This is a genomic window from Cupriavidus sp. 01L45, assembly GCF_056399885.1.
Genome location: NZ_JBFTSG010000058.1, coordinates 40,998 through 53,156, shown reverse-complemented (window position 1 = coordinate 53,156; position 12,159 = coordinate 40,998). Strand labels below are relative to the sequence as shown.

At 66.1% G+C, this 12,159-nt stretch carries 10 protein-coding genes; 5 read left to right on the top strand and 5 right to left on the bottom strand.

Features of this window, described 5'->3' with window-relative positions; all coding sequences use genetic code 11:
* The first annotated feature begins 4 nt into the window (after nucleotides 1–4).
* The 3 genes from AC1DT6_RS32005 to AC1DT6_RS31995 all read left to right on the top strand — a co-directional run bounded on the left by AC1DT6_RS32005 (nucleotide 5) and on the right by AC1DT6_RS31995 (nucleotide 1,977).
* The gene (locus tag AC1DT6_RS32005) at nucleotides 5–1,036 is read left to right on the top strand and encodes a threonine aldolase family protein (RefSeq protein WP_441631592.1); all 1,032 of its coding nucleotides are present in this window, start codon (nucleotides 5–7) and stop codon (nucleotides 1,034–1,036) included.
* 44 nt (nucleotides 1,037–1,080) lie between these two features.
* Complete coding sequence (locus tag AC1DT6_RS32000; protein WP_045236076.1) at nucleotides 1,081–1,668, top strand: NUDIX hydrolase; 588 nt, start codon at nucleotides 1,081–1,083, stop codon at nucleotides 1,666–1,668.
* Nucleotides 1,669–1,749: 81 nt separating this feature from the next.
* Nucleotides 1,750–1,977, top strand: a complete 228-nt coding sequence (locus AC1DT6_RS31995; RefSeq protein ID WP_011297045.1) for a sulfurtransferase TusA family protein — start codon at nucleotides 1,750–1,752, stop codon at nucleotides 1,975–1,977.
* Between the two features lie 76 nt (nucleotides 1,978–2,053).
* Here AC1DT6_RS31995 and galU read toward each other — a convergent pair whose 3' ends face one another.
* Nucleotides 2,054–2,932 carry a UTP--glucose-1-phosphate uridylyltransferase GalU gene (gene galU / locus AC1DT6_RS31990; RefSeq protein ID WP_441631587.1) on the bottom strand — a complete coding sequence of 293 codons (879 nt, stop codon included), beginning with the start codon at nucleotides 2,930–2,932 and terminating at the stop codon, nucleotides 2,054–2,056.
* Between the two features lie 52 nt (nucleotides 2,933–2,984).
* A complete protein-coding gene (locus AC1DT6_RS31985) occupies nucleotides 2,985–5,852 on the bottom strand; it encodes a valine--tRNA ligase (protein ID WP_477115203.1) in 2,868 nt (955 codons plus the stop codon).
* A gap of 297 nt (nucleotides 5,853–6,149) precedes the next feature.
* Between AC1DT6_RS31985 and AC1DT6_RS31980 the strand changes: the two genes are divergently transcribed.
* The gene (locus AC1DT6_RS31980) at nucleotides 6,150–8,510 is read left to right on the top strand and encodes a UvrD-helicase domain-containing protein (RefSeq protein WP_441631583.1); all 2,361 of its coding nucleotides are present in this window, start codon (nucleotides 6,150–6,152) and stop codon (nucleotides 8,508–8,510) included.
* Nucleotides 8,511–8,534: 24 nt separating this feature from the next.
* On the opposite strand, the gene AC1DT6_RS31975 is transcribed toward AC1DT6_RS31980, so the two are convergent.
* Nucleotides 8,535–9,512: a tripartite tricarboxylate transporter substrate binding protein gene (locus AC1DT6_RS31975; protein WP_441631581.1), complete on the bottom strand. Its 978-nt coding sequence runs from the start codon at nucleotides 9,510–9,512 to the stop codon at nucleotides 8,535–8,537.
* 73 nt (nucleotides 9,513–9,585) lie between these two features.
* Nucleotides 9,586–10,353 carry a GntR family transcriptional regulator gene (locus AC1DT6_RS31970; protein WP_441631579.1) on the bottom strand — a complete coding sequence of 256 codons (768 nt, stop codon included), beginning with the start codon at nucleotides 10,351–10,353 and terminating at the stop codon, nucleotides 9,586–9,588.
* A gap of 90 nt (nucleotides 10,354–10,443) precedes the next feature.
* Between AC1DT6_RS31970 and AC1DT6_RS31965 the strand changes: the two genes are divergently transcribed.
* A complete protein-coding gene (locus AC1DT6_RS31965) occupies nucleotides 10,444–11,313 on the top strand; it encodes an amidohydrolase family protein (protein ID WP_441631577.1) in 870 nt (289 codons plus the stop codon).
* Between the two features lie 42 nt (nucleotides 11,314–11,355).
* On the opposite strand, the gene AC1DT6_RS31960 is transcribed toward AC1DT6_RS31965, so the two are convergent.
* Nucleotides 11,356–12,156 carry a BPSS1780 family membrane protein gene (locus tag AC1DT6_RS31960; protein WP_035866458.1) on the bottom strand — a complete coding sequence of 267 codons (801 nt, stop codon included), beginning with the start codon at nucleotides 12,154–12,156 and terminating at the stop codon, nucleotides 11,356–11,358.
* Between the last annotated feature and the right edge of the window lie 3 nt (nucleotides 12,157–12,159).

Below are 12,159 nucleotides of genomic sequence, written 5' to 3'. Positions count from 1 at the left end.
CCCCATGCAGCATTTCGCCTCCGACAACTACGCCGGCTTCTGTCCGGAATCGCTCAAGTATTTCCTCGAAGCCAACGGCAGCGGCCACGAACAGGCCTACGGCGACGATTCGTGGACGCAGAAAGTCTGCGACCGCATCCGCGATCTGTTCCAGACCGACTGCGAGGTGTTCTTCGTCTTCAACGGCACAGCGGCGAATTCGCTGGCGTTGTCGGCGCTGTGCCAGTCGTACCATTCAGTGATTTGCCATGAGCTGGCGCACATCGAGACCGACGAGTGCGGCGGTCCGGAGTTTTTCTCCAACGGCTCCAAGCTGCTGACCGCGCCGGGCGCCAACGGCAAGCTCACGCCTGACGCGATCGAAGCGTTGGTCACGCGCCGCTCCGATATCCACTATCCCAAGCCCAAGGTGGTGTCGCTGACGCAGTCGACCGAGGTTGGCACGGTGTACACGGTGGAGGAGATTCGCGCCATCGCCGCCATCGCCAAGCGTCGCCAGTTGCGCGTGCACATGGATGGCGCTCGCTTTGCCAACGCCGTGGCTTCGCTCGGGGTGCATCCGTCGGAGATCACCTGGCGCGCGGGTGTCGACGTGCTGTGCTTCGGCGGCACCAAGAACGGCCTGCCGGTGGGCGAGGCGGTGGTCTTCTTCGACCGCAAGCTGGCCGAGGATTTCGCCTACCGCGTCAAGCAGGCCGGGCAGCTGGCCTCCAAGATGCGCTTTATCTCGGCGCCGTGGCTGGGCTTGCTGGAGAACGACGTGTGGCTGGGCAACGCCCGCCACGCCAACGCCATGGCGCAGTTGCTGCACCAGCGTATCGCCGGCATTCCCGGCGTGCGCATCATGTTCCCGACCGAGTCCAACGCGGTCTTTGCCGAGTTGCCGATTCCCGCGATCGAGGCCCTGCGTGCCAAGGGCTGGCGCTTCTACACCTTTATCGGTGCCGGCGGCTGCCGCTTCATGTGCGCGTGGGATCTGCAGCCGGAGACCGTCGAGGCGCTGGCGGCCGATATGCGCATTGCCTGCGGCGCCTGAACGCGCCCACCATAACAAGACCACATAAAGGAAGGAGCCCCCGCATGTCCGTCTACCGATACTGTCCGCAATGCGGCTCGCCGCTGGAATTGCTGCCGCACTCCGGCCGCGAGCGCGATGCCTGCATTCAGCCAGAGTGCGGCTTTGTCCACTGGAACAATCCGCTGCCGGTGCTTGCCGCAGTGGTGGAATACGAAGGCAAGCTGCTGCTGGCGCGCAACGCCGCCTGGCCGGAGAAAATGTTTGCGCTGGTGACCGGTTTCCTGGAACGTGACGAAACGCCGGAGCAGGGCGTGGCGCGCGAGCTGAAGGAGGAAACCAACCTCGACGCGCAATCGGTATCGCTGATCGGCGTCTACGAGTTCATGCGCAAGAACGAGCTGATCATTGCCTACCATGTGCAGGCGAGCGGCGAGATCGCGCTGTCGGAGGAGCTGGCCGACTACAAGCTGGTGGCGCCCGAGGACATGCGGATCTGGTCGGCGGGCACGGGCTTCGCGGTGGCGGACTGGCTGGCCTCGCGCGGGCATCCGGTGCGTTTCTTCGATCGCCAGACCGGCGAGGACATTCCCGATCCGCGCCGGCGCGATGGCTTGGGAGTGCCGGGCATTTCGCTACAATACCGGTCATAGACATCGATAGAGGCAGGCATGGCTGCCGTGGCCACGACGGTCATGACAGGCCCTGAAAGCCCTGAACCAAGGAAGAGAGGAATGGAGTTCCAGAAAGAAGTGGATGCGCGGGGGCTGAACTGCCCGCTGCCGATCCTGCGTACCAAGAAGGCGCTGGCCGACATGGCCAGCGGCGACGTGCTCAAGGTGCTTGCCACCGACCCCGGCGCCACGCGCGATTTCCAGGCTTTTGCCAAGCAGACCGGCAACGAACTGCTGTCGCATCAGGAAGTCGACAAGGTGTTTGTGTTCTACATGCGCAGGCGCTAAATCCGGTTCAGTGCCGTCGCCATGAAAAAAGCCGCGTTTTCGCGGCTTTTTTCATGGCGACAAGGATGGCCGCGTTTCAGATGTTGTCGGTGCGCGCGCGCAGGTAGGCGCCGAACTCGTCCATGACTTCCGGGTGCTTGAGTGCAAACTCCACGGTAGCCTTCAGGTAGCCCAGCTTGCTGCCGCAATCGTAGCGAACGCCGTTGTAGCGGTAAGCCAGCACCTGCTCCTGGCTGAGCAGGGACTGGATCGCATCGGTGAGCTGGAACTCGCCACCGGCGCCCGGCTTGAGATTGCGGATATGGTCGAAGATGCGCGGCGTGAGGATGTAGCGGCCCACCACGCCCAGGTTGGACGGTGCGTTCTCGGGCGCGGGCTTCTCGACGATGTCGGATACCTTGATCACGCCTTCGTCCCATTCGCGGCCGGCGACCACGCCATAGGAGCGGCTCTGCTCCGGCGCGATCTCTTCCACGCCCAGCACCGAGCAGTTGTAGTGGCCGTACAGGTCCACCATCTGCTTCATCACCGGGGGCTCGCCATCCAGCAAGTCATCGGCCAGCATCACGGCGAACGGTGCGTCGCCCACCAGCTTTTCCGCGCACAGCACGGCGTGGCCAAGGCCGAGGGCCTCGGGCTGGCGCACGTAGAAAAACTCCACGTGCGACGGCTTGATCGAGCGCACCAGGGTGAGCAGGGCCTGCTTGTTCTTGGCCTCCAGTTCCGCCTCGAGCTCGTAGGCCTTGTCGAAATGATCCTCAATGGCGCGCTTGGAGCGGCCGGTCACGAAGATCATCTCGGTGATGCCAGCGGCCATGGCTTCTTCCACGGCGTACTGAATCAGCGGCTTGTCGACCACGGGCAGCATTTCCTTCGGGCTCGCCTTGGTAGCCGGCAAAAAACGAGTGCCGAGACCGGCTACCGGGAAGACAGCCTTGGTGACACGGGTTTCCATATCAGGTTTCCTTATCATTTCGGTGTACATAGCCCTGCTGGTGACGCAAAGCTCATGCCGGCAATCGCTGTATTTGATCCTGCAGCTTGACCAGCGTCTGTTCGAAATCCGACAGACGCTGGGTTTCTTGCGCGACAACGGCGGGAGGTGCCTTGGCGACGAAGCTCTCATTGGAGAGCTTGCCGCGGCATTTCCCGATTTCGGCGCTGATGCGCTCTATTTCCTTGGCCAGCCGCACGCGTTCCGCGGCCGCGTCGATTTCGATCTTCAGCAGCAGGTGGTTGCCGCCGACGATAGCCACCGGAGCGCCCGCACCTTCGGCCATCAGGGCATTCTGGTCTTCGAATACCTTGACCTCGGAGAGTTTCGCCAGCGCTTGCACATAGGCCTGGGCCGACGTCAGGAAGGCGCTGTCGCCCTCGGCGTACAGCGGAATGCGCTGCGCCGGCGAGATATTCATCTCGCCGCGCAGGTTGCGGCAGGCATCGACCACGGCCTTGAGCTGCGCGGTCCATTGCTCGGCGGCTTCGTCGATCTTGGCCATGGCCGGCAGCGGGTAGGCTTGCAGCGCCAGCGTCTCGCTGCCGTCGCCCTTGGCACGGCCGGCAAGCGGCGCCACCTTCTGCCACAGCTCTTCGGTGATGAAGGGGATGATCGGGTGGGCCAGGCGCAGCACCGTTTCCAGCACGCGCAACAGCGTGCGGCGGGTGGCGCGCTGCTGCGCGGGCGTGCCGTTCTGGATCTGTACCTTGGCCAGTTCCAGGTACCAGTCGCAGTATTCGTCCCAGACGAATTTGTAGATGGCGCTGGCGATGTTGTCGAAGCGGTACTCGGCGAAGCCTTTCTCCACCTCGGCCTCGACACGCTGCAGCAGCGACACGATCCAGCGGTCCGGCTGCGAGAAGTGCAGGTAGCCGTCGGGGCCGCAGTCATGGCTGCACGGACCCATGCCGCAGTCGTGCCATTCGGTGTTCATCAGCACGAAGCGCGTGGCGTTCCACAGCTTGTTGCAGAAGTTGCGATAGCCTTCGCAGCGGCCGGTGTCGAAGTTGACATTGCGGCCCAGCGTGGCCAGCGAGGCAAAGGTGAAGCGCAGTGCATCCGCACCAAAGGCGGGAATGCCTTCGGGGAATTCCTTCTTGGTCTTCTTCTCGATCTTGGGCGCGTCCTTGGGACGGCGCAGGCCGGTGGTGCGCTTCTTGACCAGGGTGTCGAGGTCGATGCCGTCGATCAGGTCGACCGGGTCCAGGGTATTGCCCTCGGACTTGCTCATCTTCTTGCCTTCGAAATCCCGCACCAGGCCGTGCACATACACGGTGTGGAACGGCACCTTGCCGGTGAAGTGCTTGGTCATCATGACCATGCGCGCCACCCAGAAGAAGATGATGTCGTAGCCGGTAACAAGTGCCGACGAAGGCAGAAAATGCTGCAACTCCGGCGTCTCGGCAGGCCAGCCGAGCGAGGAGAAAGGCACCAGGGCCGACGAGAACCAGGTGTCGAGCACATCATCCTCGCGGCGTAGCGGGCCGGTGCTGCCGGCCGCGCGCGCCTGGGCCTGCGCGTCTTCCTCGGTGCGGGCGACGAAGCACTTGCCGGACTCGTCGTACCAGGCCGGGATCTGGTGGCCCCACCACAGCTGGCGCGAGATGCACCAGTCCTGGATGTTCTCCAGCCACTGGTTGTAGGTGCTGTTCCAGTTTTCCGGGATCAGCTTGATCTCGCCGCTCTGCACGGCATCCAGCGCGACTTCGGCAATCGAGCGGCCCGGATTGAAGGTGCCTTCCGGCGCCGGCTTGCTCATGGCAACGAACCACTGGTCGGTCAGCATCGGCTCGATGGCGCTGCCGGTGCGCTCGCTGCGCGGCGTCATCAGCTTGTGCTTCTTGACCTCGGCCAGCAGGCCTTGCGCCTCGAGGTCGGCGACGATGCGGGTGCGCGCCTCGAAGCGGTCCAGGCCAGCGTAGGCAGCGGGCGCATCGGCGACGATCTTTGCGTCCAGCGTCAGGATCGACAACTGCGGCAGCTTGTGGCGCTGGCCCACGGCATAGTCGTTGAAATCGTGGGCGGGCGTTACCTTGACCACGCCGGTGCCGAATTCGCGGTCGACGTAATCGTCGGCGATCACCGGGATATCGCGGCCGGTCAGCGGCAGGCGCACCGATTTGCCGATCAGGTGGGCGTAGCGTTCGTCTTCCGGGTGCACCATCACCGCCACGTCGCCGAGCATGGTCTCCGGACGGGTGGTGGCCACGGTCAGGTGGGTCAGGCCGTGCACGGTATCGGGCTCGGCCAGCGGATAGCGGATGTGCCACATCGAGCCTTCTTCCTCGACGTTCTCCACTTCCAGGTCGGACACCGCGGTGCCCAGCACCGGATCCCAGTTGACCAGGCGCTTGCCGCGGTAGATCAGGCCCTGCTCGTACAGGCGCACGAACACTTCCGTCACCGCCTTGGACATCTCCGGCGACATGGTGAAGTACTCGCGGCTCCAGTCGATCGAGGCGCCCATGCGGCGGACCTGGCGCGTGATGGTCGAGCCGGACTCTTCCTTCCAGGCCCATACCTTCTCGATGAATTTCTCGCGGCCAAGATCATGGCGCGACACACCCTGCGCTTCCAGCTGGCGTTCCACCACGATCTGGGTGGCGATGCCGGCGTGGTCCGTGCCGGGCACCCACAGCGTGTTGGCGCCGGTCATGCGGGCGTGGCGGGCCAGCCCGTCCATGATGGTCTGGTTGAAGGCATGGCCCATGTGCAGCGTGCCGGTCACATTCGGCGGCGGCAACTGGATGCAGAAGTCCGGGCGGTCCGGATCTAGGGTCGGCTTCGCGATGCCGCGCTTCTCCCACTCTGGGCCCCACTTGGCCTCAATGGCGGCGGGTTCGAAGCTCTTGGCAAGGGACTGGTCTTGGGCGGTCATGCTCGGATGTCGATGATTACGTCGGATTCTGCGGGCCAGGCGGGCAAGGGCAACGCGCCGGGAAAACGTCAAATTATAGGGGAGGCGGGTGGAGGGCGCGCGATTTCGGGCCGGGACCGGTGCGCCGGCGACGATTAGTGCCTTCCCTGGCGTGCCGCCCGGCCTTGCCGGGAGGGGGGAAGGTGGGATGTCAGAGGGATTGTGCTGTTTTTGCGTCATGGCGCCACGCGCGGCGAAGCGCCGGGGAGGCCGGCGGGTACCCCGGTATAATTCGGGGCACTCCACAAGGCCTCCCCGATGTCCGACCTGCTTGCCAATCTCAATGCCGAACAACTAGCCGCCGTCACATTGCCTGACGAACCGGCGCTGATCCTGGCCGGGGCGGGCAGCGGCAAGACGCGCGTGCTGACCACCCGCATCGCGTGGCTGATCCAGAACGGCCGGGTGTCCCCGGCGGGCTTGCTGGCGGTGACCTTCACCAACAAGGCCGCCAAGGAGATGATGACGCGGCTGACCTCGATGCTGCCCATCAATACGCGCGGCATGTGGATCGGCACCTTCCACGGCCTGTGCAACCGCATGCTGCGCGCCCATTACCGCGACGCCGGCCTGCCGCAGACCTTCGCCATCCTCGACAGCCAGGACCAGCTCTCCGCGCTCAAGCGCCTGCTCAAGTCGCTCAACGTCGATGACGAGAAGTACCCGGCCAAGAACCTGCAGTACTTCATCAACAACGCCAAGGAGCAAGGCCTGCGCCCGGCCGATGTGGAGGCCAACGACGACTTCAACCGCCGCTTCGTTGACCTCTACGCCGCCTATGACGTGCAGTGCCAGCGCGAAGGCGTGGTCGATTTCGCCGAACTGCTGCTGCGCTGCTACGAACTGCTGCGCTACAACGACGCCATTCGCCAGCACTACCAGCATCGCTTCCGCCACGTGCTGGTGGACGAGTTCCAGGACACCAACGTGCTGCAATACCGGTGGCTAAAGATGCTGGCGGGCTTCGGCACGCAGAGCCCGGCCGCGGTGTTCGCCGTGGGCGACGACGACCAGAGCATCTACGCCTTCCGCGGCGCCAATGTCGGCAACATGCGGGACTTCGAGGATGAATTCCGCGTGCGCCACATGATCAAGCTGGAGCAGAACTACCGCTCGCACGGCCACATCCTGGATTCGGCCAAYCACCTGATTGCCCACAACGCGCGGCGCCTGGGCAAGAACCTGCGCACCGATGCCGGTCACGGCGAGCCGGTGCGGGTGTTCCAGGCCGGCTCCGACGGCCAGGAAGCTTCCTGGCTGGTGGAAGAGATCCGCGACCTGATCGCGCAGGGCATGAGCCGTTCGGAGATTGCCATCCTCTACCGCAGCAACGCGCAGTCGCGGGTGATCGAGCACGCGCTGTTCTCGTCGGGCATCCCTTATCGCGTGTACGGCGGCCTGCGCTTCTTCGAGCGCGCCGAAGTCAAGCACGCGTTGGCCTACCTGCAACTGCTGGAGAACCCGCGCAATGACGCCGCCTTCGGCCGCGTGGTGAATTTCCCGGCGCGCGGCATCGGCGCGCGTTCGCTGGAATCGCTGCAGGATGCGGCGCGCCAGTACGACTGCTCGCTCGCGGAGGCGGTAGCCTACGTGCCCGGCAAGGCCGGCAGCACGCTGGGCGCCTTTGTGCGGCTGATCGAGCAGATGCGCGCCGAGACGCGCCGCATGACGCTGCCGGAAACGGTGGAGTACGTGACCAACACCAGCGGCCTGATCAACTACTATCGCGGCGAGAAAGAAGGCCAGGACCGCATTGAGAACTTGCAGGAACTGGTGACGGCGGCGCAGGCGTTCGTGACGGAAGAAGGCTACGGGCTGGACGCGCTGGCCAGCGCGATCCCGGTCGGGCGCGAGGGCGCGCAGTTGCCGGTGCTGGCCGACGGCGACCAGGCCCAGCAGGTGCTCGATCCCGAAGCGCTGCCGGCCGTGATGACGCCGCTGGTGGCCTTCCTCACCCATGCCTCGCTGGAAGCCGGCGACAACCAGGCCCAGGCCGGCCAGGATGCGGTGCAGATGATGACGGTGCACGCCGCCAAGGGGCTGGAGTTCAACGCGGTCTTTATCACCGGGCTGGAAGAAGGCCTGTTCCCGCACGAGAACAGCGCCAAGGAATCCGACGGGCTGGAGGAAGAGCGCCGCCTGATGTACGTGGCGATCACGCGCGCGCGCGAACGGCTCTACCTCTCGTTCGCGCAAAGCCGCGTGCTGCACGGGCAGATGCGTTACCACGTGCGGTCGCGCTTCTTCGAGGAGCTGCCCGACGCATCGCTGAAGTGGCTCATGCCGCCGGCGCAGGCCTATGGCGGCGGCACCCAGCAGCGCCGCCAGCAGAGCGAAGGCGGCTGGGGCCGCGACTGGTTCAAGCGGGCGGAGGACGTGCCCTACTCGGGCACCCAGCCCACCGGCGGCATGGACACCGGCAACGGTTATGCCGACGCCAAGCGCCAGGCCGGCGCGGGCCTGCGCATCGGCCAGAGCGTCTTCCACAACAAGTTCGGGGAGGGGGTGATCACCGGGCTGGAAGGCGAGGGCGAGGGGGCGCGCGCCAATATCAATTTCAAGCGCCACGGCGCCAAGTGGCTGGTGCTGTCGGTGGCCAAGCTGGACCCGATAGACTGAACGGCCTGGCGATCAGGGAGGCGGCTAGTCCAGCTGGATGTTGCCTTCCCTGATCACCTTGGCCCATTCGGTCGTCTGGGCCTGGATGAACTTTGCCGCCTCGGCCGGCGTGCCGGCCACGATCTCCCCGCCCAGGCTGGTCACGCGCTCGCGGTTCTCTGGCAGGTTGATGACCTTGCGGATCGCATCCGACAAGCGCTTGACGATCTCCGGCGGCGTGCCTGCCGGCAGGAACACCCCATTCCACTCGTAGACTTCATATTGCGGCACGCCTGACTCGGCCAGCGTCGGCGTGTCCGGCAGGATGGGCGTGCGCCTGGCGCCGGTCACGCCGAGCACGCGCAGCTTGCCGGCGCGCACATGTTGCAGGCCGGAGGCTGTATTGGCAAAGAACACCGGCACCTGCCCGGCAATCACATCGGCCATGGCGGGGCCGCCGCCCTTGTACGGCACATGCAGCAAGTCCAGTTTCATGCGCTGCGCGAACAGCGCGCCCGCCAGGTGCTGGGCCGAGCCGTTGCCCGATGAGGCATAGGCAATGCTGCCCGGCTTGGCGCGGGCCATCGCGACCAGCTCCTGCGTGGACTTGGCCGGGAACTTCGGATTCACCACCAGCATATTGGGATAAAGCGCCAGCACCGAGACCGGGACGAAGGACTTGACCGGGTCGTAGGGCAGCCGCTTGTAGAGCGACGGGTTGGCCGCGAACGAGGCGGCATCGAGCAACACCGTGTAGCCATCCGGCGCCGACTTGGCCACCAGGTCCGTGCCGATCTGGCCGCCCGCGCCTGGCCGGTTGTCGACCACGATGGTCTGGCCCAGTTCCTGGCCCAGGCGCGGCGAGATCATGCGGGCCATGGTGTCTGCGCCGCCGCCGGGCGCGTAGGTGACCACCAGCCGGATGGGTTTGGCGGCAGGCCAGGCCTGCGCGTGCGCAAAGCCGCTGGTGCCGGCGGCGAGCCAGCACAGGGCGCTGGCGCAAAGACGGGTTGGGAATCGCATGGGTCTCCTCGGGTCGGTATCGGTATGGGAAGCTGCGCCGGCCCGCGCTTGCGGCGGCGCGCTCTCGGGAAGTTCAGCGAACCTCGGCGCGATAGTGGAAATCGTCGGCATTGCCCAGCGTCTGGCGGAACTCCACACGCCGCCCCGCCAGGTCGAAGGCTACGCGGCTGACCGCCAGCGCCGGATGGCCCTCCGGCAAGGCCAGCTGGGCGGCCTCGCGCGCGCCAAGCCGGGTGAAGCGCAAGTCGTCGACGGCGCGGCCGACCGTGACCCCACAGCGCCCGGCATACATCGGGTAGAGCAGGGGTGCGAACTCGGCGGGCTTGAGAGCGGCCAGTTCGCTGAACAGCGCCGCTGGCAGCCAGATGGTCTCCAGCAGCCGGACCTGGCCTTCCCAGCCGCGCTGGCGCATTACGCGAAGCACTGCCGTGCCCGTTGCCAGTCCAAGCTGCGCCGCTACATCCGCCGGGGCAGCCAGCGTGCGCAGCGACACGATGCGCGACTCCGGGATCTCCGAGCCGGCATCGCCAAAGCGGAAGAACCGCGCCATGGTGGCGCCCGTCAGCGCGCCGCGCACGAAGGTGCCGCGGCCATGCACGCGTTCCAGCAGGCCTTCGTCCACAAGCGCCTGGATGGCGGCGCGCATGGTGCCCAGCGCCACGCCGTAGTGCTCCGCCAGTGCGCTCTCCGCCGCAATGGCGGTGCCGGAAGCCCATTCGCCGGCCAGGATGCGGCCCTTGAGCGCGGTTGCGATGCGGGCCCAGCGTGGCGCGGCCAGGCTGGCGGGCGAGGCGTCAAGGCCGGCTCCCGTCGGGGCGGGCAGGGTGGAGCGGTCGGGCATTCGTGTCTCCGGGGTGCGTGCCCCGGCCGATGTTCATTGCCGAGGTATCTAGTCATCTATAGGACTAGAGCATAGAATGGAGGGGCACTGGTGTCAACCATCGCGCGCCTGGCCGGCGCAAGGTGGCAGGCGCTAACATCCATGCGCGGCATGCGCCGTCCCCCGGGCCAGAACATGTTCCAGATCGATACCCATTTCCACGTGTTTTCCGCAGATGCCCCCGCCGTGGGCGGTGCGCGCTACCGGCCTGCCTACGGCGCCAGCCTGGCGCAGTGGCAAGCCATCTCCCGCGCGCACGGCGTGCGCGCGGGCGTGGTGGTGCAGCCGAGTTTCTTTGGCAGCGACAACAGCGAACTGGAGGCGGCGCTGGCGGCTTCGCGCGCGCTGCGAGGCGTTTGCGTGCTGGACCCGGCGGTGTCCGCTGGCGAGCTGGCGCGCCTGCATGGACTGGGCGTGCGCGGCCTGCGCTGGAATATGGTGGGACGGCACGCAGACGCATCATGGCGTGATGCGCGCTGGCCCGCGCTGCTGGAGGCGGCCCACGCGCTGGGCTGGCACCTGGAGTTGCACACCGATCCCGGCCGGTTGCACGAGTTGCAGGCCTGGCTGCCGGCGGTGCCGATTGCGCTGGTGCTGGATCATTTCGGCAAGCCGGCGGCCGGCGCGCAGGGCGATGCGCCGATGCTGGCCTGTGCCGCGCAGTGGCGCGGGCAGAGGGAGGTCTATGTCAAGCTGAGCGCGCCATATCGCGTGGCGGCCGACTTGGCGGGCGTGGTGGCCGGCTGGCACCACTGCCTGGGCGAGCAAGGCCTGCTATGGGGATCGGACTGGCCGTGGACCAATCACGAGGCCGAGGCCGACTATGGCGGCCTGCAGCGCAAGGTATGGGAGTGGCTGGGGCCGCTGGCGGCAGCGCCGGACCGCAATGCGGCGCGGTTGTTCGACCTGCCGGCCGCGTGACGGGGGCAGGTCACGCCTGGGCCGGCGCCAGCCGTCAGGTCTTCAGGCGGCCACGTCCGTCCTGCCCGCCGCTTGCTCCGGCACCACATTGAAGCAGCCGCGGTAGGTGGCGTAGAACGAGCAATACATGATCGCCAGCATCAGCAGCGAATACGGCGTGACCAGGAAGGACAGCACCGCTTCGGCCCCCAGCGCGCCGAACAACGCCTCGAGGAAAAAAGGCACCGCCACCAGCAATACCGCGAACACCACGCCGTAGGCCAGGAACGCGCCACGGTTGCGCCAGCACGCGGTCCAGCTGAAGAACAGCGCCTTGACTGGCGGCACGTTGTGCCATGCCGTGAGCAGGGGGGCAAACCAGAACAGCATGGCAATCGGCGTGTACAGCGCGGCGCCGATCATCAGCGCGAAGTAGAGCTGGCGCACGGCCTCGGCCGACGGCGCTTCTTCCTTGAGCAGGATGGGCACCAGCGTGCTGATATCCACCAGACTGCCCGCGATCAGGCTCAGCACGAACACCAGCCCCGCATAGATGCCGCCCAGCACCAGCAGGTTGCGGCTGGCCTGTTTGCCGTTGCCGCGGAAACCGGCCAATAGCACGGTGGGCAGCACGCGCTTGTTCAGAATCACCTCGCGGCAGGCGGTCATGATGCCGACCGACAGGCCAGGCGTGACCACCAGCAGCGCGATGATGCCGATCAGCGGCACGAACACCGCGAGCTGCGCGGCGATCAGGTAGACAAACAACAGCATCAGGAAGGCGAGCGGGTTCTTGCGGAACAGCCAGACACCCTGGCGGAACCAGACATAACCTTCCTTGGCGGAGACTTCCAGTAATTGCATGAC

Excerpts from the sequence above, each read along its gene's own strand:
- AC1DT6_RS32005 (WP_441631592.1), top strand. The coding sequence starts at position 5 with ATGCAGCATTTCGCCTCCGACAACTACGCCGGCTTCTGTCCGGAATCG.
- AC1DT6_RS32000 (WP_045236076.1), top strand. The coding sequence starts at position 1,081 with ATGTCCGTCTACCGATACTGTCCGCAATGCGGCTCGCCGCTGGAATTG.
- AC1DT6_RS31995 (WP_011297045.1), top strand. The coding sequence starts at position 1,750 with ATGGAGTTCCAGAAAGAAGTGGATGCGCGGGGGCTGAACTGCCCGCTG.
- galU (WP_441631587.1), bottom strand. The coding sequence starts at position 2,932 with ATGGAAACCCGTGTCACCAAGGCTGTCTTCCCGGTAGCCGGTCTCGGC.
- AC1DT6_RS31985 (WP_477115203.1), bottom strand. The coding sequence starts at position 5,852 with ATGACCGCCCAAGACCAGTCCCTTGCCAAGAGCTTCGAACCCGCCGCC.
- AC1DT6_RS31975 (WP_441631581.1), bottom strand. The coding sequence starts at position 9,512 with ATGCGATTCCCAACCCGTCTTTGCGCCAGCGCCCTGTGCTGGCTCGCC.
- AC1DT6_RS31970 (WP_441631579.1), bottom strand. The coding sequence starts at position 10,353 with ATGCCCGACCGCTCCACCCTGCCCGCCCCGACGGGAGCCGGCCTTGAC.
- AC1DT6_RS31960 (WP_035866458.1), bottom strand. The coding sequence starts at position 12,156 with ATGCAATTACTGGAAGTCTCCGCCAAGGAAGGTTATGTCTGGTTCCGC.